Source organism: Bacillus sp. MAG717A (assembly GCF_036884855.1).
GTDB classification, from domain to species: Bacteria; Bacillota; Bacilli; order Bacillales; family Bacillaceae; genus Bacillus; species Bacillus safensis.
Map to the genome: position 1 here is coordinate 3199986 of NZ_CP145733.1, position 21350 is coordinate 3221335.

A 21350-nucleotide genomic window follows, 5' to 3' on the forward strand; every position below is an offset into this window, starting at 1 on the left:
ATGAACAAAACAGCAGTCGCCAATCAAACAGATCAGCTATTAGAAGAAATTGCTGCCTATGCAGTAGACGGAGAAATTACGAGCAAAGAGGCCATTGAAACCGCGCGTTATGTGCTCATAGACACACTCGGGTGCGGAATGCTTGCGCTCAATTTTCCAGAATGTACGAAGCACCTTGGTCCCATCATACCTGGAACAGTCGTACCTAACGGAGCAAGAGTTCCCGGCACTTCGTTTGTGCTAGATCCTGTTCAAGCGGCTTTTAATATTGGCTGTATGATCCGCTGGTTAGATTATAATGACACATGGCTTGCACAGGAGTGGGGCCATCCGTCAGATAACTTAGGCGGAATATTAGCTGTAAGTGATTATATCAGCAGAACTCGCCTTGCAAACGGAGAAGAACCGCTAACGATGAATGACGTACTGCATGCAATCGTCAAGGCACATGAAATTCAAGGTGTGCTCGCTTTAGAAAATTGTCTGAATCGAAATGGATTGGACCATGTGTTATTTGTCAAAGTGGCAACAAGTGCAGTTGTATGTGCAATGCTTGGCGGAACAAAGGAAGAAGTCCAGCATGTGTTATCACAAGCGTTTGTTGATAATTCCCCGCTTAGAACATATCGCCACGCCCCAAACACAGGATCTAGGAAATCATGGGCAGCAGGGGATGCAACAAGCCGCGGAGTGAGACTGGCAATGATGACACGAAAGGGGGAAATGGGCTATCAAACGCCGCTTAGTGCAGAGAAGTGGGGCTTTGAAGATGTTCTTATGAAAGGAAAACCGCTTACGCTCGCCCAGCCTCTTGGATCATACGTCATAGAAAATGTTCTTTTCAAAATTGCTTATCCTGCTGAGTTCCATGCGCAGACTGCTGCTGAGGCGGCTGTGATGCTGCATGACGCGGTAAAAGATCGTTTAGATGAAATTGATCGGGTAGAGATTACGACACATGAGTCAGCAATTCGGATTATTGATAAGAAAGGGCCGCTTTATAATCCGGCAGACCGTGATCATTGCTTGCAGTATATTACAGCCATTGGACTGATTTATGGTGAGCTAACAGCTGACCATTATGAAGAGGAAACGGCGCAAAATCCAGCCATTGATCGTCTGCGTGATCAAATGGTTGTGAAAGAGGATAAGCGTTATACAGAGGATTATTTAGATCCGAAAAAGAGATCAATTGCAAACTGTGTACAAATTTTCTTTAAAGACGGGACGATGACAGACCGAATTGAAATTGAATACCCGCTTGGTCATCGCAGAAGAAGACAGGAAGGCATTCCGCTGCTTGAAAAGAAGTGGGTCTATCATTTGAAGACAAGATTTCCACAAAAACAAGTAGATCAAATTGTGTCACTCTGCCAAAATCCAAATCAATTAAAAACAACAACAGTACCAGCATTTATGGACTTATTCGTCATATAAGGGGGAGCTAGTGTGTGGATCGTGAATGAAGAAAGAAGTCAGGCTGATTTAGCCGCAGCCTTTAAAGAACAAATGAACAAATCAGCTCTATTTCAAATTCCAGGCGTTCACGATGGAATGTCTGCGCTCTATGCAAAAAAAATGGGTTTTCAAGGACTCTATTTATCAGGTGCCGCTTTTTGTGCCAGCAAAGGACTTCCTGATCTCGGAATGATCCATTCAACAGAAATGGCAGAAAAAGCGAAGGAGATTATTCGAGCATCCCAGCTGCCGCTTTTGGTCGATATGGATACAGGCTATGGCGGTGTTTTAAATGCAGCAAGAGCGGCAAAAGAAATGGTTGAAAGCAAGGTGGCAGCTGTTCAAATTGAAGATCAGCAAATGCCGAAAAAATGCGGGCATTTAAATGGGAAATCACTCGTTCCAGTAGAAGAAATGGTCGCAAAAATCAAAGCCATCAAACAAGCGGCACCAACGCTTTTGGTGATTGCGAGAACCGATGCAAAGTCCGTAAATGGAATGGAGGATGTCATCCGCCGGGCCAATCTTTACGTAGAAGCAGGAGCTGACGCTATTTTCCCTGAGGCACTTATCACAGCAGAGGACTTCACGCATGCGTCAAACAATATTAAAGGTCCGCTCCTTGCAAATATGACGGAGTTTGGCAAGACGCCTTATTATCATGCAGACGAATTTTCAATGTTTGGCTTTCAAATGGTCATTTACCCTGTGTCATCACTCAGAGTCGCTGCAAAAGCGTATGAGCGTTTATTTACAGAAATCATGGAAAAGGGAACGCAGCAGGGGATACTTGGGGATATGCAATCGAGAAAAGAGCTGTATGAAACGATTCATTATGATGAGTATGAGGAAATGGATCAGCATTTAGCAAAAACGATCCTGCCGGAAATTGGGAAAGAACAGTGATAAAATGAAAAGCACTTCCTTGACGGAAGTGCTTTTTTTACGATGATGGTGTGGATGATGAAGCCAATTTCATCTTTTCTTCAACTGTTTTCGTTTTTTCTTTTACTTTTTCAGCGTAAGTGAAATCACCGTAGCAATATGGATAGCGGAAGTTATCTTTGTTGCCGCCACACGTATAGATCTTGGGGTTTCGTTTCACTTGCTTTTTGGAGTATTGCTTTGCCAATTTCTCGGAATGTTTTCCCCCGTTTTTTGCAACAAAATCAATATAGCCGATTCCCATGTTATAGCTTTGAATAATGGTTTCCAAATCAACGCCTTTTTTCTTCCCATGCTTGTACATAGTCGAAAAATGATGGACTCCTTGTCTAATGCTTTTCTGAGGGTCATTGATTTCATTTCGTTTCAAACCAAGAGATTCAGAGGACTGCATTGGATCTCCGCCTCTGCCTTTTGATTCTTGATACATCATACCGAGGATTAACGCGGTATACTGATCTAAATCTTGATCTCTTAACTCTGTTTCTACAAGCGGTTTGTAATCATCCAATCTCGACAAAACAATTGATTCCGTATCAATCGGCAGCTTTTTTAACTCCTTTTGATTAAAGGAGATGGCAATGGCTGCTAATACGAAAACAAAGAGAAAAATCGTGAAACAGCCTGAAATGGCAAAACATCCTGTTTTTTTCTTTTTCAAGGTCAGTTCACCCCTGTTTTGCCCCGCTTTTAAAAGGGAAGTACAGCCTTTTTATTATGCCATATCCTGTGCAGGATACCAAGTGAAAACCTTATAATCAATCATATCCAAACGTAAATTCAGGTCTTGTTTTCAGCCTGAAGCAGAAATAAATAAAACCGATAATCAGCCAAATCATGCCAATGATTAATGCATTTGTACTGATGCTCGTTAACAGCCAAATACAAAACGCCGTCCCGCATAAAGGGATCACTGCATATCTCAATGTATTCAGAATACCTCTTTGTTTTTGTCTGACGAAAAAGTACGCAAAAACAGACAAATTCACAAAGGTAAATCCAATTAACGCGCCGAAGCTGATAAAGGAATAAATGACTTCAAGTTCGCCAACGACTGCGGTTAAGGAGAAAGCCCCGATTAATAAAATATTAAAAACAGGGGTTTTTAATCTCGGATGAATATACCCGAAGAAACGCTTCGGTAAGGATTGATCTCTTCCCATTGCATATAAAAGCCTTGCTGCACTTGCATGTGACGATAAGGAGGAAGAAATGACTGCGACCATTGTGCCAGCTAAAAAGAACGAGTGGAGAAATGCGCCGCCCACAAATTCTGCAATTTCAAGTGAGGCTGCATCAGGATGCTTGAACTGCTGAAAATTTGGAAACACCTGCTGCAAAAAATAAGACGTCAAAGTAAAAAGTACGCCTCCAATCGCAACTGTTAAGAAAATGGCAAGCGGAATCGTCTTTTTTGGTTTAATGGTTTCCTCAGACATCGTCGAAATGGCATCAAATCCCAAAAAGGAGAAACATAAAATGGTCGCTCCTGAAAAAATAAGCGCTGGATCTAAGCTCGCTGAATAAAAAGGCCGGGCTGACAATAACTCTCCACTGCCAGCGTTTTGCGTGAGCCCATAAATAACAAACCCAACAAAGGTGACGGCGACAATGACCTGAAACGTCACAAATAGCGCCGTAATGTTGGCTGTAAGCCTTATACCGATTACATTGACAGACGTTATGGCGATAGCAAGTATGATGATCCAAATGTAATGAGGTACATCAGGAAAGGCTGCGGTTAAATAAGCACTTCCGATTGCAAAATTCACCATAGGCAGAAATAAATAATCCAGTAAAAGTGTCCAGCCCACAAGGAAGCCGACATGAGGATGAATACTTTTTTGCGCATATGTATAAGCAGATCCTGCTTTTGGAAAAGCCTTCACCATATTCCCATAGCTAAGCGCTGTCAATAGTAATGCCAGTAACGTAAATATATAAGCTGCAGCTACGTGTCCTTTCGTCAGCTGAGCAACAATGCCGTATGAATCAAATACGACAAGTGGATCCATATAAGCAAGCCCGATCACAACAAGTGGAAAGACAGTCAGGCTGCGTTTTAGTCTTGGCTCTTCAGTCAATTTGCCTATCAGCTCCTCTAAAAAAATGAATAAATAATGCTCATTTTAAAAAGAATGCTACCAAGTGTCAATGCTATTTGAATAAATCTTTTTTCTAAAGTGTGCCCGCTTTGCACGCCGCACGTTTTGGTATATGATGATACATAGAATAAGTCGTGATTTGACTAACAAGAAAGGTGAAGCGAAATGAAGGAAGAACTGAATACAAATCAAGAACAGGAACGGATGGAGCTTGATGAAGAAAGTTTATTTCTTGTATCCCAAACGTTTAAAGCCTTATCTGATCCGACACGTATTCGCATCCTGCACCTGCTGTCTCAAGGTGAATACTCGGTCAATGATATCGCGGAAACGCTGAATCTCATGCAATCAACTGTTTCACATCAGCTGCGCTTTTTAAAAAACCTTCGTCTCGTGAAATCTAGAAGAGCAGGGACATCGATTTTTTACAGCCCTGAAGATCAGCATGTGATGGAAGTACTTGAACAAATGATTCACCATGCGCAGCATGACTAATAAAAACCTTCCTACTCATATAGGAAGGTTTTTACGCATGATGCATATGTGTTGATCGTTTACCTGCTTTTACCATTTGATAAGAAAAAACGACATAGTAAGCAGCTAATAGAAAAAAGCTGAGCATGGTCATGGCATCATCACTCACAATATGCTGATACAGTTCAACAACACCAATCTTTGTGAGCGAATGGTTCGTCAGCTCACCCAGCTTAAAACTAAGTCTAGATAAAAATAAGCATAAAATGAAGCTTTCAATCCATTTACTCGTTTTCACATAAAGACGGCCGTTTTCTTCTTTCATGCGGATCGTCTCATAGGCATGAACGGCCAGACTGCTTCCAAAGAGCATACCAATAGCGGCATAGATGAAAATGCTGTGATTTTGCCAGCCTTCTAATAAGAGAATAAGGGCAGTGAGTCCAAATACATACATTCTCATCAAAAGACTGATTGGGCGCACAGGCTGATAGCGTCTCATTCGATTCATTCGAAAGATGATGCAGATCATCATAATGCCTCCAATTATGAATAACTGCCACACGTGATGTGTCATGATGCAACCTCCTCCTGCATGTGCAGGGATGTAAACGAATGCTGGCTGTTCCTTATCTTTACCATTCTTTCTTTTTTTATCAAATCAAAACCTATATTTATGAAAAAGAGGAAAAGGCATGAAAATCGATCGTATTTTGTCTATTGTGATGCTGCTTATTAGCAAGAAGCAAGTACAAGCGAAAGACCTTGCTGAACTTCATGAAGTGAGCGTGAGGACGATTTATCGCGATATTGAGACCATCAATCAAGCCGGGATTCCTGTTGTGACAACGCAAGGAGCAGGTGGAGGCATTTCACTTGTTGATGACTATCGTTTAGAGAAAAAATTATTTACCGATGATGACATTGAGCTTATTTTAACAGCCCTCGAAAGCATGACGAGTGCATACTCCTTTAAAGAAAGTGAACATGTACTGAAAAAAATCAAATCTCTTATTCCGCGACAAACTCATGAAAGTGAGAAACAGCACCATGTCTTTATTGATTTAAGCTCATGGGGAAAAGACAGCCAGGCAGAGAAGAAGCTGCAGCTGATCCATACGGCTGCCTCCGCGCATCAATTCATTCAGTTCACTTATCGCAATGCAAAAGGGGAAACACTTCCACGGAAAGTGGAGCCTTATACGCTTGTCTTAAAAGGAAGGCATTGGTATTTGTATGCGTACTGTTGTGTGAAAAAAGCTTTTCGTTTGTTCAAGCTGACAAGAATAACAGACCTCGTCACCATTTCAGCATATTTCAGGCCGAAAAGAATTAAAAATGAAGAGAAGCCTTGGAATGACTCTTGGCATGAAGAACCTTCAGTCACAACACTCACGCTCAGGTTAACGGAAGCATCAGTTGGCAAAGTGAAGGAATGGATGGATGAGAACGAATTGATCGTCAGTTCAGATGGAACCTATTTGGCAGCATTGACCGTGCCGCAAGATGATTGGCTGCACAGTTTCCTATTCCATTTAGGACCGGACGTCGACATTCTTTCACCTCAGCACATCAAGGAAGCGTTTGATCTCAAATTAAAACAATTTATGAAGAGATTAGAAACTTGACACACAGTTGTCAGGTTTCTTTTTATATGATGGGAGAAAAGGAGATGAGAATGTATGTACGATATCGTGACATTAGAGAAACAATGGATCAAAGGGTTGTCTGTTCGAACTACAAACGAAATAGAGCAAACAAAAGAGCGGAAGATTGCGCCGCTTTGGCAGGAATTTTTTGCGCAGCAGCTTCATGGGGGACAAGCCCCAGTCATAGGGCTTTATTCAGATTATGAAAAAGATGAACATGGCTCTTATTTATTTACGGCTGGGCAATTCGCGGATCAGCCGATCGAACATGTAAAAGAGATTCCTGCGTCCACCTACGCAAGATTTCAAACGAGAAAGGGACCGATTGAAGAGGTTGTACTTGAAACATGGCACAAGATTTGGACGTGGGATCAGCGGCAATACCGCACTTATACAGGTGATTTTGAATGGTATGATGAAAGATCTATTGATCCAAAAGAAGCGCAAATTGATATTTATATTGCGGTTGATGAAAAAATGTTTGCTAAAACTAATACCATTAGTTAATATAAAACTAACGACATTAGTTTTAGGAGGGCAATCATGAGATTAACAACTTTTGACCGTCTGCACCAGCTTACATTGCTGCCGCGATTATTTCCGGTAAATTGCTATGTATTTGAGGAAGAGGAAGGGCTCATTTTAATTGATGCTGCTTTAAAAATGGCGGCGAACTCGATCATCGAATTTGCCCGTAAAAAGAACAAACCAATTCATAAGATTATTCTCACTCATAGTCATATGGATCATATCGGTGCATTAGATGAGGTGAAGAAGGCTTTTCCCGAGGCAGTCGTCTATTTATCAAAACGTGATGCGCGCCTTTTTGAAGGTGACTTTTCCTTACTCCCTGGTGAACCCCAGCAAAAAATCAAAGGCAGTTTTATGAAAAATATTCATACAAAACCAGATGTGCTTGTCGAAGAAGGAGATGAGATTGGGACCCTCAAAGTAATTGCAACACCAGGGCATACACCTGGAAGCATTTCTTTATACGATGAAAAGTCAGGAGTTGTCATTGCAGGTGATGCACTTGTGACAAAAGGCGGCTTATCGGTAACGGGTGAGTTTCGGTGGAGCTTCCCGTTCCCGGCATTTGCCACATGGGATGCAGAAACCGCATTAAAAAGCGCTGAAAAATTACTAGCGCTGCGCATATCCTGTCTTGCTGCCGGACATGGTGACCTTATGATAGAACCTTATGAAAAGCTTCAAGCTGCCGTCCGTAAAAGGCAGCACCAGCTAAAAAAAGGGGGGCAATAAACTGTGTCTCCTAGAATGGGTATTACACAAGAAAAAATTATGGATACAGCGGCAGCATTTGTTGATGAAGAGGGCTTTTCCGCTTTGACCATTGCTACATTGTCTAAAAGGCTGAACATCAGACCGCCTTCTCTTTACAATCACGTATCCGGCCTTCATGAGATTCAGGCCGCACTCGCAGTAAAGGGGCTATCCATGCTATGTGAGGAAGGGATGCAAGTCACAGAGGGGCTGGAAAAAGAAGCAGCTGTTTTAGCCTTTGCCAGACAATATGTGCAATTTGTCCGAGAACACCCTGGCCTTTATGAAGCTGCCTTTTCACATATGAACGAAAAAGAAGTAAGTGTTGCGGCAGAGCGCCTTGTTCAGTTTGTTCAATCCATTATGTCACGCTTTGGTGTAAAGGAAGAGGAAATGACGCATGTCGTCAGAGGACTGAGAAGCTTACTGCACGGCTTCGGTGATATTTCTAATAAAAAGGGATTTCAACGAAAAGAAGAGCTTGAAGAAAGTGTGAGCTATGCGGTTCGGCTCTATATCACAGGTGTATTGCAAAAAGAAGGTCTGTCTATATGACAGGTCTTTTTTTTGCAGCGAACCGATATCATAAAGGAGCGTCCTTCTGGCACAATTTTTTTGAGAAAAAATGAATAAAGATTTGACAGTTTTGTGAAACATGGTATGCTTATTATGTGAAATAATTCACATAGAGGAGTAGAGGCAGATGAAAAGAAAGCCTGTTTATGTGGAAACAACCATTCATGCACCTTTAGAGAAAGTATGGGAATATACGCAAAATCCAAAGCTTCATGAACAGTGGGATTTGCGCTTTTCAACTATTTCATTAAATGGACCTCAAGATGAACAGCCCCAAACCTTTTTGTATGAAAAGCATCTTGGATTTGGTGTAAGTGTCACAGGGACAGGAGCATATCGAACTAGAATGATGGATGAACGGAATGAACGGGCATCCTCGCTGAAATTTAAATCGTCACACCCGTTGTCTTTTATCAAAGAAGGCGGCGGCTATTGGAAATATGTAAAAACGAACGATCATATTGTGTTTCAAACTCAATTTGATTACGAAACGAAAGAAGGAAAAGGATGGGCGTGGGCAGATCGATTTCTTTTTCGCCCGTTGATGGGGTTTATGACGGCCTTTAGTTTTGGCGCACTAAAGACGTGGCTTGAAAAGGGAACGCACCCTCGGTTGTTACTGGAGAGAACACTTGCCCATTATGGAATTTGTTTGCTGTTTGCCATCGTCTGGCTATGCCAAGCGGTCATCCCATTTTCACATTCTGCTTTTGATCATAGCACCGGATTTCGGTTGTTTTATGCCCTGATAGGTGTATCGTGGTTGATTCCTAAGCTATCAAAGAAATATCTGTTCATTCTTCAAAGCGTGTTTCTGCTGATGATGCTTTGTATCGGGATTGTATCTCCACAATCGACACTTCATGAGCCGCTTGTGATGAGTGCATTTTTGATTCTATCCATTGGAGGAATGATTAATTTAAAAGATTGTATAGATGTATTTTCGATCAAACGGAAAAGGGGAGGTAGACATGGTCGTTCATCGTCATCTAGTGAAGGATTACGATAAGCTGCATCCAAAATTAAAAGAGAGATACAACCGTGCGTTTACTGCTGAAGGTACCATGAAGGAAATAGGCGGCGGAACGAGGCTCATTCGATTTTTCTTCAAAATTGGTCCACGCTTTCGCTGTTTTTTCCCTGAGAGAGGAAAAAACATTCCCTTCCGAATTGTGAATAAACCCTTTATGACAAATAAGGGAGAGGAAGGCATGCACTGGTTCCGTACGTTTTATTTCCCAAAGAAGGAAAGGCACTTTGATGCAGATATGATTATTGATCAGAAGAGTCATAAAGTACTAGACTATTTTGGAAAGCCTCGACTTCTTATGTCAGAGCTTCATTTTACAGTAACAAAGCATGGTTTTCTGCACATTCAATCTGGCAAGCAGAAGCTGTTGATGTTAGGACGTGAGTGGCCGCTGCCTTCATGGCTTTATGGTGTGTCAGATGTCACAGAAGGCTACGAGGAGCACTCGGGTGAGTATACCATTCATGTGCATGTGAAAAATCGACTGTTTGGCACTCTTTTTACATATAAAGGCCGGTTTACTGAAAGGGTGGAGTCTCATGATGAATAAATGGCATTTGATATCAAGCCTTCTCTTCATGTGTTGTTTTATCGCCACCCGTTTGATGACAGGTCCGATAGCAGAGTTTTTTGTACTTATAGCCATTCTGTTTTTTCTTCCTGCTGTTTTATGCTTTTTTGCGAAGGAAAGGAAGGAGAGTAAGCCGGGGATACTAATCGGCTTTTTAATGAAAGCCTTTCCATTAGCTGCTTTTTGTGCAACGGCTGCATTCGTCTATCATTCTGCCCTGTTCGCATCGGGCTGGTTTTTGTATACGATCATTTTGGCGTTATATGGCTTTACTCGGTTGCTGAAAAGGGGAAGCTTTTCACTTCATGAATTGATGATCGATGGTGCATGGATGTATCTCGCTTTAGGCGGGCTTTGGTTTTGGCTGTACACGGCAGATATACAGGTGATGACCTTTTCACCGATTATAGTGCTTTTGACCGCTATTCATTTTCATTACTCCGCTTTTTTTATCCCGCTTTTCTATGGATTATTAGGGAGACAGAGAGAAAAAGAGACAGCTTTATACAAAGCGGCTGGCTGGGTGATTTTGCTGTCGCCTGTGATGATTGCTGTTGGGATTAGCTTCTCCCGTCTATTTGATACGTTAAGCGTTATGCTATTTGTCATTGCACTCTATTTGTACGGCATTCTTTGTATGAAAACAAGGTTTCGATCAACTGTGGCAAAAAGGCTCGTTGTGTTTTCTAGCTGCGTGTTAATGGGAACGATCGTGCTGTCTCTTCTTTATTCAGCTGGTATGCTCATGCGCGTGACCTATATCAGCATTGATCAGATGATTTGGTTTCATGGCAGTATCAATGCCTTTTTTGTTATTTTACCAGGTCTGATTGGATGGCTGATCGAAGGACCGAGGGATCAATTAAGGCAGAAGGACTTTCCAATTTCAAGAGTGCATGGCCGCTTTCATTTGATTTCTTTTCAAAAGGAAAGAATGCATGAGCGGGAGAAGCTCGGTTTAGTCGATTCACTTGATGAATTAAATGGAATGACATTTTCGGCTGAAAGGGTATCACCTGTGATTCGAAGGTTTTATGAAAACCCCATGTCATTTACGTTAAAAGCAGCCGTCTGTTTTCATTGGTGGGTGAGGCCGTTTGTTTTTTTACTTCAGCCCATTTTTAAGAAAATAGGCCAGCTCTATTTGGGAACAGCTCGCAGGCCTTATGAAATGAAGGGACGTCTGACTACATTTCAACATCCTAAAGAAGAGCGAAAGAATGTCAGGGCGTGGATTCGTCACAACGAAAAAGGGGAGCAGGTCTTTTTTGCACTTTATGCTCAGCATCACGATGCAGCTGCGGGTTATATGAATATTGCGCTGCCGCTTCCATATTCTCAGCTAACTGCCATTTTAAAACCTTTTAATGAAAAGGAAGACTTCCTCTTAAAAAGTGCATGTCCAAAAGGCAGTACCGGTGACGAAGGATTGTATTTGCATACGCCTTTTATCACCATGAAACTGCCAATGGAAGAAAGCTTTCATATGAAGCCGGAGACAGATAAAAGTCTCACAGCAGTTCATCAAATGAAGCTATTCGGTATTCCCTTTTTAACGATTCATTATCAAATTGACAGCTGGAAGCCATCCTGTTAGTCAATGATGTCACATGGTTCACCGTGCCGAATGATATTCACAATTGCTTGCCCATCACTCGGATGATGATCTGCATACTGGACTGGCAGCAGTGCAAAAAATACATAGTAGACTGAGAAGTAAGCAAATTGATAGAAAAATTGATGTTCTGGCAGGATATCATTGGCGATCATTGTATTCAGTATGAGAACACTGAGCAGGTTGCATAATGATCCGCCTAGGTAGACAAGAATGTGCGAGAATCGGTTATTTTTCCTCATTTCTTCATAATGGCAAAATGCATCTAGAAAATAGATTCGTCTAATTTCAACAACGCCTATTTTCAATACTTTTTTGCCTCTGCCAAGAGCAAAAGAAACCTTTGCCCCAAACATCCACGCGACCATAATATGGCCAAGCTGATGCAAGATGGCAACGATAGGAAGAATGACGAAAAACGACCAGCAAAATGTCCACATATCTGATAATGTAAACAAGTGTTAACCCCTCCCCAAATATTTGGGAGGAAGCAGTAGGATTATTTGCCATTTTACTGAATTCATTTTCAGGATGCAAACATTTAATACATGACAATAAATTCATTATGTAAACTAAATAGAATTTTGCGTTGAATCGGCTTTTTGACTCACTTTTTTTACGAAATGAATGTGCTACAATGAAAAAAACCAATAGATGACTCTAGTAAATGAACTTACCCTTGAATGAAGAGGAGAGAATCAGATGGCAGATATTGAACAGTTTTTAGCGTTAGATATTCGTATTGGGACGATTATCGAAGCAGAATTCTTTGCAGAGGCAAGAGTACCTGCATTAAAACTCAAGATTGATTTTGGTGAAGAGATTGGTGTAAAGCAATCCAGTGCTCAGCTGACAAAACGGTATACAGCTGAGAATATCATTGGCAGGCAAATCGTAGCAGTCGTCAATTTTCCGCCAAGAAGAATTGCAGGGTTCAAATCAGAAGTGCTTGTATTAGGGGGCATGCCGTCAAAAGAAGACGTAGTTTTACTAGCAACAGATGAGCCTGTAGAAAATGGGACAAAAATAGGATAAGAAAAAAGACATCTTCCTGAGAAGATGTCTTTTGCGTATTGAGGCGGAATAACCACACGCCACATTCGTGTGTGTCTCAAGGAGACATGTTACCCGACTTACACAATTCAGCTCATCGCTTGATAAATATAGCATGGGATGAGCTGAATTGCAACCATTAAATGATTCACTTCATTTTTTCACGTCATTTCAGCAGAAAACTGACAAGAAATCAATTATTTGGATTATTTTTTCGAAAAATATTGAAAAGTCAGATCAGATTTTATAAAATGAACTCATCTTAGTTTGTTTAGTCGATAAACTAAGATGAGTTTTAAGTAATGATCCGACTACTAAAGGGGATGATTCTGTCATTCAAATCATTTGCTGCGTATGTGGGCTAAGCTGAAGGATTAGATGTTCAGCTTCATTTTTACAACAAATTGAAAGCGCTTTATATTCATTGCATTGACTGCTGCTGCCCTCCATCATCTGTTCATTAGAAGAGGCTAAGAGAAGAAGGGAGAAAGCTCATGGTAAGTGAGAATTTAAAAAAGATTCGTATGTCTGAAAAAGTGGGATATGCTTCAGGAGATTTCGCATGTAACTTAATTTATGCAACTGTCTCTACGTATCTATTATTTTTTTATACAGATGTGTATGGTTTATCAGCGGCGGCAGCAGGGACGATGTTTTTAGTTGTTCGCGCCATTGATGCGCTTGCAGATCCGTTTATTGGTGCATTGGTGGATCGAACGAACAGCCGTTTTGGCAGGTTCAGACCTTATTTGTTATTCGGTGCGTTTCCTTTTGTGGTACTCGCCATCCTTTGCTTTACGACACCTGATTTTTCTGAAATGGGTAAACTCGTTTATGCCTACATCACGTATGTTGGTTTATCGCTTACATACACATTCATCAATGTTCCTTATGGTGCTTTAACATCCGCAATGACAAGAAATAACCAAGAGGTTGTCAGTATTACGTCTGTTCGTATGCTTTTTGCTAATCTCGGAGGTCTAGTTGTTGCTTTTTTTGTTCCCTTTCTTGCGACTTTTTTGAGTGATAAAACTGGAAATACAGCTCTCGGCTGGCAGATGACGATGGCTTTTCTCGGCGTTCTTGGCGGTGCATTACTTATTTTCTGTTTTAAAAGCACGAATGAACGTGTCACGCTTCAAAAGCCTGAGGAAAAAATTAAGTTCAGTGATATCTTTGTCCAGTTACGTGTGAATCGTCCGCTTGTTGTATTAAGCATTTTCTTTATTATTATTTTTGGCGTGAACTCGATCAGCAACTCTGTTGGGATCTATTATGTGACGTATAACCTCGGCAGAGAAGATTTAGTGAAATGGTACGGACTCATTGGCAGTCTGCCAGCTTTAATGGTGCTGCCGTTTATTCCAAAACTGCACAAGCTGTTAGGAAAGAAAAAGCTGCTGAATTATTCATTATTGCTGAATATTGTAGGACTTCTTGCATTACTTGTGATACCGCCGAGTCAAATCACTTTAATACTTATTTTCAGGCTCGTTGCAGCTGCAGGAAGTATTACAGCCGGTGCTTACATGTGGGCGCTCATTCCTGAAACCGTTGAATATGGCGAATATAAAACAGGGAAAAGGATGGGCGGGCTCATCTATGCCATCATCGGATTCTTCTTTAAATTTGGGATGGCATTAGGCGGGATTGTGCCAGGGCTTGTACTCGATCGCTTTGGCTATATTGCGAATCAAATGCAAACACCAGAAGCATTACTGGGCATTTTAATCACGACAACGGTGATTCCTGTATGCTTACTGATTTTAGCGATGGTGGATATTAATTTTTATAACCTAGATGAAGAAAAACATAAAAAAGTCGTACGGGAGCTTGAGAACAGAGACAAGGTATATATCGATCATATGGACGATTTTAAAATGTAGGTCTCTGAAAGAGGAGGAAGTTCAATGAAGATTACCAATCCAGTGCTCAAAGGGTTTAACCCTGACCCAAGTATTTGCCGTGTAGGAGAAGATTATTATATGGCTGTCTCTACATTTGAATGGTTTCCAGGGGTGCAAATTTATCATTCAAAGGATCTCGTCCATTGGCGCCTTGCTGCGCGTCCTTTGCAAAAAACCTCGCAGCTGGATATGAAGGGGAATCCTGATTCTGGCGGAGTATGGGCACCGTGCTTAAGCTATGCCGATGGGCAATTTTGGCTTATTTATTCAGATATCAAAGTAGTGGATGGTCCATTTAAAGACGGTCATAATTATTTGGTCACGGCGAGCGAAGTGGACGGCGATTGGAGTGAACCGATCCGGCTCAACAGCTCCGGGTTTGATCCATCTTTATTCCATGATCAAAGCGGGAAGAAATACGTCTTAAATATGCTGTGGGATCATAGAGAAAAGCACCATTCCTTTGCAGGTATTGCCTTGCAGGAATATAGTGTGGCTGAAAAGAAGCTCATCGGTCAAAGGAAGGTCATTTTTAAAGGCACACCGATTAAACTGACAGAAGCGCCGCATCTGTATCATATCGGTGACTACTACTATTTATTAACGGCAGAAGGAGGTACCAGGTATGAGCATGCGGCAACGATCGCCCGCTCTCCGCATATTGAAGGGCCTTATGAGGTTCATCCGGATAACCCGATTTTAAGTGCCTTCCATACGCCTGAACATCCGCTTCAAAAATGCGGGCATGCTTCAATCGTTCAAACGCATACAAATGAATGGTATCTCGCTCATCTCACTGGTCGCCCGATTCAATCAAGCAAGGAATCTATTTTTCAACAGAGAGGGTGGTGCCCTTTAGGAAGAGAAACAGCCATACAAAAGCTAGAATGGAAGGATGGCTGGCCTTATGTTGTAGGCGGAAAAGAGGGGACGCTTGAGGTTGAAGCGCCAAAGATCGAAGAAAAGGTTTTTGCACCAACCTATCATACAGTCGATGAATTTAAAGAATCAACACTAAATAGACACTTCCAAACATTAAGAATTCCGTTTACTGATCAGATTGGTTCGTTAACGGAGAAACCTCAGCATTTAAGGTTATTCGGTCACGAATCTTTAACGTCTAAGTTTACCCAAGCTTTTGTTGCAAGGCGCTGGCAAAGCTTTTATTTTGAAGCAGAGACAGCTGTTTCGTTCTTCCCAGAAAACTTTCAGCAAGCCGCTGGTCTTGTGAATTATTATAATACGGAAAACTGGACAGCACTTCAGGTGACATATGATGAGGAACTTGGGCGCACGCTTGAGCTATCTGTCTGTGAAAACCTTGCCTTTTCTCAGCCATTGACACATAAAATCATCATTCCAGACGAGGTCACTTATGTCTATTTAAAAGTGACTGTACAGAAAGAGACATATAAATATTCTTATTCTTTTGATCAAAAAGAGTGGAAAGAAATTGATGTGCCGCTTGAATCCATCCATTTATCCGATGATTTCATTAGAGGTGGGGGATTTTTTACAGGGGCATTTGTCGGTATGCAGTGTCAAGATACGAGCGGCGAGCGTCTGCCTGCTGATTTTCACTATTTTCGCTATGAGGAAAAAGATGAATAAAAAAAGACAACGCGCTACTACGGGCTGTCTTTTTTGGAAAAAGAGGTCATGTTGTGAGGGTGGCATCTTGCAGGAAAGCTTCTATGACAAGAGATGTCATCCCCAATACTGGTGCATTGTGTCCTAATGATGAGGGGAGCAGCTCTACCTGTGAGCTGAATTGCGTATCCATTCGCGAGGATACCTCCTCCCCAATCACATGTAGAACCGTCTGATGTGATTCGATCACTTTGTTTCTTAAAATAATGGCTTGCGGGTTAAAGGTATGAAGGACGTTTGTGAGACCGACGCCAAGGTAAAAACCAAAGTTGCGCAGGGCATTGAGCGTTCTCATATCATTTAACTTGGCCAGCTGTTCCAGTTCTTGATGGGAGATATGCTGACCATTTGTTTGAAGAGACTGAAACAAGGCTTTCTCAGATGCATACAATTCCCAGCACCCACGGTTCCCGCAGCTGCATGTTGGTCCATTAAAATCGATCGTCATATGTCCCATTTCACCAGAAAAGCCGTACGCTCCTCTGTATAAATGATGATTGATGATGATTCCGATCCCGATGCCAGTGCCAATGCTTGCATAGATCAAATGGTCATAATGTTTAGCGGCACCAAAGATTTTTTCACCATATGCACCGGCATTTGCTTCATTTTCAATGAAGATCGGTACTTGGAATGTGTCTTGGAGCGTGGTTTTCAGATCAACATTTTTCCATTTGGAATGGGGCGTAAACACGATTTTTTCACCTGTATCCACTAAACCATGTATGCATAGGCCAATGCCAATGAGCCCGTATGGGGAAGAGGGCATTTGTGTGATGAGCTGCTGTATTAATTCAATTAATTTACGTATCGTCACATCAGGAGAACTGGGTGGGAGCTTGATCTGCTCTTCGTAAAGAATGGACCCTTCAAGGTCTGTTAATATGCCATTGACATAATCAACGCCAACATCAATCCCGATGGAGCAGCCAGCACGTTTATTAAACATCAGTAAAACCGGTCTTCTCCCGCCGCTAGACTCACCTTGACCGATTTCATAAACAAGATGTTCCTTCATTAACGTACTTACTTGAGAAGAAACAGTCGATTTATTTAATCCAGTGCGTTCAGATAGTTTTGCTCTCGAAATGGGCGCATGCTGGAGAATTTCTTTTAATAATAGTTTTTGATTTATTTTTTTTACAAAGTTCTGATCAGCGATATCCACGTTATCCACTCCATTTGTTTCGTCTTTAGATTAAGTTGAGAAGAGCTGCTTTTTTCAGCATGTATTCAGTAAGATAGATGATTTTAACTTTATTATAACGAAAATATTTCTAAAAAACTAAAAAATATGGAAAATTCAAAGTGATTTTCTCATAGATTGTTCATTAGTTTGTTGAATCAACTTACAAAGTTTAATCAGGAGGAATAAAGAATGGCCAAATCAAATATGAAAACGTTATACAGCTTAGAAGGAATCGGCAAAATTCAATATGAAGGAAAACAATCAAAAAATCCACTCGCTTTTCAATACTATAATCCAAGCGAAGTGATTGGCGGAAAAACAATGAAAGACCACCTGCGTTTTTCAGTCGCTTATTGGCATACATTAACCGCTGATGGAACTGACATGTTTGGAACGGGCACGATGCGGAGAGCATGGGACTCCTATAGCGGAATGGATTTAGCAAAAGCAAGATTGGAAGTCGCTTTTCAACTTTTTGACCTATTGGATGTTCCGTATTTTTCATTCCATGACCGCGATATCGCGCCAGAGGGAGAGACGCTTCAAGAGACCAATCAACAATTAGACATCATTTTAGAAAGAATGAAAGAATACATGAAGCAAAGCGGAGTAAAGCTGCTGTGGAACACGGCCAATATGTTCAAGCATCCTAGATTTGTACACGGTGCTGCGACATCTTGTCATGCAGATGTCTTTGCCTATGCGGCCGCACAGGTCAAAAAAGGCATCGAAACCGCCAAAGAACTTGGTGCAGAAAATTATGTTTTCTGGGGTGGACGAGAAGGGTACGATACGCTGCTCAATACAGATATGAAAAGAGAGCTTGATCACATGGCGGCCTTCTTGCATATGGCTGTTGATTATGCAAAAGAAATTGGGTACACAGGTCAATTTTTAATTGAGCCAAAGCCAAAGGAGCCAACTACTCATCAATACGACACAGATGCAGCGACATCCATCGCCTTTTTAAAGCAATACGGATTAGATTCTCATTTTAAATTAAATATCGAAGCCAATCATGCGACACTCGCTGGCCATACGTTTGAGCATGAATTGCGTGTCGCAAGAATTCATGGGCTGCTCGGTTCTGTTGATGCAAACCAAGGCAATTCGCTTCTTGGGTGGGATACAGATGAATTTCCAACTGATCTGTATGCCACTACTCTTGCCATGTATGAAATTTTGCAAAATGGCGGGTTAGGGGCTGGCGGTCTCAACTTTGATGCAAAAGTGAGAAGAGCTTCCTTTGAACTTGACGATATTTTATATGCCCATATTGCCGGAATGGATGCATTCGCAAAGGGACTGCGGGTCGCTCATAGACTCATAGAAGATCGTGTGTTTGAAGATGTGATAAAGCACCGGTATCGCAGCTTTTCTGAAGGAATTGGACTTGACATTTCAGAAGGGAAGGCAAACTTTCATACATTAGAAGAATATGCGCTGAAACATCCTTTGATCAGAAACGAATCGGGAAGAGAGGAACAGCTGAAAGCCCGTTTAAATCAATACTTGTTAGAAGATTAATTGAAGGGGCGGACCTGTTTTGAAGGAGTGAAAACATGAAGTATGTGATGGGAATTGACCTTGGAACGAGCGGAGTCAAAGCGATATTAGTCGATGAGAGCGGAAAGGTGTGCTGCGAAGCCTCTAAGCCGTACCGCCTCATTCAAGAGAAACCGGGATATTGTGAGCAGCATCCCGAGGATTGGGTAGAGCAGACAATAGCTGTGATGAAAGAACTGATGGCAAAGCAGCCTGTTCATTCAAGGCAAGTAGAGGGCATCAGCTTTTCCGGACAGATGCATGGGCTGGTTCTATTAAATGAATCTCGCGAAGTACTCCGCCCTGCAATTTTATGGAATGATACACGAACGACAGCACAATGTGAACACATGACAAAAAAGCTGGGGGACCGGCTGCAAAAGATCACAAAAAACCAGGCGTTAGAAGGATTCACACTGCCTAAATTACTATGGGTAAAGGAACATGAACCACATATTGATCAACAAATCGACATGTTTTTACTCCCAAAAGATTATGTCAGATTTCGTTTAACAGGCGCTGTCCATATTGATTATTCTGATGCGGCTGGCACTTTGCTGTTAAATATCGGTGAACAGACGTGGAGTGAGGAGATTTGTCAGGCATTTGATATTTCTCCTCATATTTGCCCGCCGCTTGTCACATCAGATGCGGAGGTTGGTACACTTTTGCCGCACATTGCACGTGATGTTGGGATGAAAGAGGGCGTGAAGGTTTTTGCCGGCGGGGCAGATAATGCTTGCGGAGCAATTGGTGCTGGTATCTTATCCACTGATCGCACGTTATGCAGCATCGGCACATCGGGTGTCATTCTCTCCTATGAAGAAGATCATGAAAGGGAACTTCAGGGGAATTTGCATTTGTTTCATCATGCAAAAAAAGACGCTTTTTACACAATGGGCGTCACCCTTTCAGCGGGATATAGTCTTAACTGGGCAAAACACTTACTAGCTCCTGAGGAATCGTTCCAATCACTTTTAGAAGGTGCGGCTCATGTAGCGCCAGGAGCGAAAGGATTGCTCTTTACTCCCTATTTAGTCGGGGAAAGAACACCTCATGCGGATTCGATCATTCGCGGCAGCTTGATTGGATTAGACAGCAGGCATGAAAGGGCACATGTTGTCAGAGCTGTGTTAGAAGGAATTACCTTTTCGCTAAATGAATCTATCGCATTATTCCGGCAGGCAGGAAAAAACATAGATTCTATTGTGTCCATTGGCGGCGGTGCAAGAAGCCGGACATGGCTTCAAATGCAAGCAGACATTTTTCAGGCTGACGTCATCCAGTTAGAAAATGAACAAGGGCCTGCATTAGGTGCAGCCATGCTTGCCGCGGTTGGCTGCGGGTGGTATCCGTCACTTGAAGCATGTGCTAATCAATTGATCCATCAAGCCGCTGTTTATGAGCCAAATCAGCAGCATGCAGAAGTATATGCCGATTTATTTCATTTGTATCAAAGGATTTATACACAAACAAAAGACATCCATGCCGGGTTAAAGCCGTATCGTTCCATCTAGCAGAAAGTGCATGAAAGGAGGTGATGGGTTTTTCATCTTAGGGATGACAGAACAATACGAATGAAAAAAGGAGAGGAATGGAAAATGAATTTGAAAAGATTGAGGCTGTTGTTTGTGATGTGTATTGGATTTGTGCTGACACTGACGGCTGTGCCAGCTCATGCGGAAACGATTTATGATAATAGGATAGGTACACACAGCGGATACGATTTTGAATTATGGAAGGATTACGGAAATACCTCAATGACTCTCAATAACGGCGGGGCATTTAGTGCAAGCTGGAACAATATCGGAAATGCCTTATTTCGAAAAGGAAAGAAGTTTGATTCCACTAAAACTCATCATCAACTTGGTAACATCTCCATCAACTACAACGCAGCCTTTAACCCGGGCGGGAATTCCTATTTATGTGTCTATGGCTGGACACAATCTCCATTAGCTGAATACTACATTGTTGAGTCATGGGGCACATATCGTCCAACAGGAACGTATAAAGGATCATTTTATGCCGATGGAGGCACATATGACATATATGAAACGCTGCGTGTCAATCAGCCTTCTATCATTGGAGATGCTACCTTCAAACAATATTGGAGTGTACGTCAAACAAAACGCACAAGCGGAACTGTCTCCGTCAGTGAGCATTTTAAAAAATGGGAAAGCTTAGGCATGCCAATGGGAAAAATGTATGAAACAGCATTAACTGTAGAAGGCTATCGAAGCAACGGAAGTGCGAATGTCATGACGAATCAGCTGATGATTCGATAAAAGCATATGAAAAA

General features: G+C 41.8%; 21 protein-coding genes. 16 read left to right on the top strand and 5 right to left on the bottom strand.

Annotated features, from left to right (window positions below):
- Both V6Z54_RS16690 and prpB read left to right on the top strand, forming a co-directional pair.
- Complete coding sequence (locus tag V6Z54_RS16690) at nt 1–1437, top strand: bifunctional 2-methylcitrate dehydratase/aconitate hydratase (RefSeq protein WP_073980127.1); 1437 nt, start codon at nt 1–3, stop codon at nt 1435–1437.
- 12 nt (nt 1438–1449) lie between these two features.
- Nucleotides 1450–2364 (top strand): methylisocitrate lyase, encoded by a 915-nt coding sequence (gene prpB, locus V6Z54_RS16695; protein ID WP_073980128.1) that lies wholly within the window; start codon nt 1450–1452, stop codon nt 2362–2364.
- Between the two features lie 37 nt (nt 2365–2401).
- On the opposite strand, the gene V6Z54_RS16700 is transcribed toward prpB, so the two are convergent.
- Both V6Z54_RS16700 and V6Z54_RS16705 read right to left on the bottom strand, forming a co-directional pair.
- Nucleotides 2402–3064, bottom strand: a complete 663-nt coding sequence (locus tag V6Z54_RS16700; protein ID WP_041085680.1) for a lysozyme family protein — start codon at nt 3062–3064, stop codon at nt 2402–2404.
- A 97-nt stretch (nt 3065–3161) separates the two neighbouring features.
- Nucleotides 3162–4487, bottom strand: coding sequence for an APC family permease (locus tag V6Z54_RS16705; RefSeq protein WP_305960234.1), 1326 nt, complete (start codon nt 4485–4487; stop codon nt 3162–3164).
- Nucleotides 4488–4673: 186 nt separating this feature from the next.
- Here V6Z54_RS16705 and czrA point away from each other — a divergent pair, with 186 nt between their 5' ends.
- The gene (czrA, locus tag V6Z54_RS16710) at nt 4674–5003 is read left to right on the top strand and encodes a Zn(II)-responsive metalloregulatory transcriptional repressor CzrA (protein WP_024422670.1); all 330 of its coding nucleotides are present in this window, start codon (nt 4674–4676) and stop codon (nt 5001–5003) included.
- A 31-nt stretch (nt 5004–5034) separates the two neighbouring features.
- On the opposite strand, the gene V6Z54_RS16715 is transcribed toward czrA, so the two are convergent.
- Nucleotides 5035–5559 (bottom strand): mother cell-specific membrane sporulation protein, encoded by a 525-nt coding sequence (locus tag V6Z54_RS16715; RefSeq protein ID WP_338527505.1) that lies wholly within the window; start codon nt 5557–5559, stop codon nt 5035–5037.
- 118 nt (nt 5560–5677) lie between these two features.
- On the opposite strand from V6Z54_RS16715, the gene V6Z54_RS16720 reads away from it, so the two are divergent.
- The 7 genes from V6Z54_RS16720 to V6Z54_RS16750 all read left to right on the top strand — a co-directional run bounded on the left by V6Z54_RS16720 (nt 5678) and on the right by V6Z54_RS16750 (nt 11689).
- Nucleotides 5678–6610, top strand: coding sequence for a YafY family protein (locus tag V6Z54_RS16720; protein ID WP_041085673.1), 933 nt, complete (start codon nt 5678–5680; stop codon nt 6608–6610).
- Nucleotides 6611–6664: 54 nt separating this feature from the next.
- Nucleotides 6665–7138, top strand: coding sequence for a GyrI-like domain-containing protein (locus V6Z54_RS16725; RefSeq protein WP_041085671.1), 474 nt, complete (start codon nt 6665–6667; stop codon nt 7136–7138).
- Nucleotides 7139–7174: 36 nt separating this feature from the next.
- Nucleotides 7175–7894, top strand: a complete 720-nt coding sequence (locus V6Z54_RS16730; RefSeq protein ID WP_338527506.1) for an MBL fold metallo-hydrolase — start codon at nt 7175–7177, stop codon at nt 7892–7894.
- Between the two features lie 3 nt (nt 7895–7897).
- Nucleotides 7898–8470 (top strand): TetR/AcrR family transcriptional regulator, encoded by a 573-nt coding sequence (locus V6Z54_RS16735; RefSeq protein ID WP_073979198.1) that lies wholly within the window; start codon nt 7898–7900, stop codon nt 8468–8470.
- A gap of 148 nt (nt 8471–8618) precedes the next feature.
- On the top strand, nt 8619–9500 hold the full coding sequence (locus V6Z54_RS16740) for a hypothetical protein (RefSeq protein ID WP_305960230.1): 882 nt from the start codon (nt 8619–8621) through the stop codon (nt 9498–9500).
- Complete coding sequence (locus V6Z54_RS16745; protein ID WP_041085662.1) at nt 9463–10071, top strand: DUF4166 domain-containing protein; 609 nt, start codon at nt 9463–9465, stop codon at nt 10069–10071. The genes V6Z54_RS16740 and V6Z54_RS16745 overlap by 38 nt, the downstream gene beginning before the upstream one ends.
- Nucleotides 10061–11689 carry a YndJ family protein gene (locus V6Z54_RS16750; protein WP_338527507.1) on the top strand — a complete coding sequence of 543 codons (1629 nt, stop codon included), beginning with the start codon at nt 10061–10063 and terminating at the stop codon, nt 11687–11689. Before V6Z54_RS16745 ends, V6Z54_RS16750 begins: the two co-directional genes overlap by 11 nt.
- On the opposite strand, the gene V6Z54_RS16755 is transcribed toward V6Z54_RS16750, so the two are convergent.
- A complete protein-coding gene (locus V6Z54_RS16755) occupies nt 11686–12165 on the bottom strand; it encodes a hypothetical protein (protein WP_024422662.1) in 480 nt (159 codons plus the stop codon). The two genes, V6Z54_RS16750 and V6Z54_RS16755, sit on opposite strands and share 4 nt — an antisense overlap.
- Nucleotides 12166–12409: 244 nt before the next feature.
- Between V6Z54_RS16755 and csaA the strand changes: the two genes are divergently transcribed.
- From csaA to V6Z54_RS16770, 3 genes are all read left to right on the top strand, one after another.
- A complete protein-coding gene (csaA, locus tag V6Z54_RS16760; protein ID WP_338527508.1) occupies nt 12410–12742 on the top strand; it encodes a chaperone CsaA in 333 nt (110 codons plus the stop codon).
- Nucleotides 12743–13254: 512 nt separating this feature from the next.
- Complete coding sequence (locus V6Z54_RS16765) at nt 13255–14646, top strand: MFS transporter (RefSeq protein ID WP_041085660.1); 1392 nt, start codon at nt 13255–13257, stop codon at nt 14644–14646.
- 24 nt (nt 14647–14670) lie between these two features.
- On the top strand, nt 14671–16278 hold the full coding sequence (locus V6Z54_RS16770; protein WP_338527509.1) for a glycoside hydrolase family 43 protein: 1608 nt from the start codon (nt 14671–14673) through the stop codon (nt 16276–16278).
- A gap of 46 nt (nt 16279–16324) precedes the next feature.
- Here V6Z54_RS16770 and V6Z54_RS16775 read toward each other — a convergent pair whose 3' ends face one another.
- Nucleotides 16325–17485: an ROK family transcriptional regulator gene (locus tag V6Z54_RS16775; protein WP_041085656.1), complete on the bottom strand. Its 1161-nt coding sequence runs from the start codon at nt 17483–17485 to the stop codon at nt 16325–16327.
- Nucleotides 17486–17695: 210 nt separating this feature from the next.
- Between V6Z54_RS16775 and xylA the strand changes: the two genes are divergently transcribed.
- The 3 genes from xylA (at nt 17696) to V6Z54_RS16790 (ending at nt 21336) form a co-directional block, all read left to right on the top strand.
- Nucleotides 17696–19033 carry a xylose isomerase gene (xylA, locus tag V6Z54_RS16780; protein WP_041085654.1) on the top strand — a complete coding sequence of 446 codons (1338 nt, stop codon included), beginning with the start codon at nt 17696–17698 and terminating at the stop codon, nt 19031–19033.
- A 35-nt stretch (nt 19034–19068) separates the two neighbouring features.
- Nucleotides 19069–20568, top strand: coding sequence for a xylulokinase (gene xylB, locus V6Z54_RS16785; protein ID WP_305960227.1), 1500 nt, complete (start codon nt 19069–19071; stop codon nt 20566–20568).
- Between the two features lie 84 nt (nt 20569–20652).
- Nucleotides 20653–21336 (top strand): glycoside hydrolase family 11 protein, encoded by a 684-nt coding sequence (locus tag V6Z54_RS16790; RefSeq protein ID WP_024422656.1) that lies wholly within the window; start codon nt 20653–20655, stop codon nt 21334–21336.
- Nucleotides 21337–21350 lie beyond the last annotated feature (14 nt).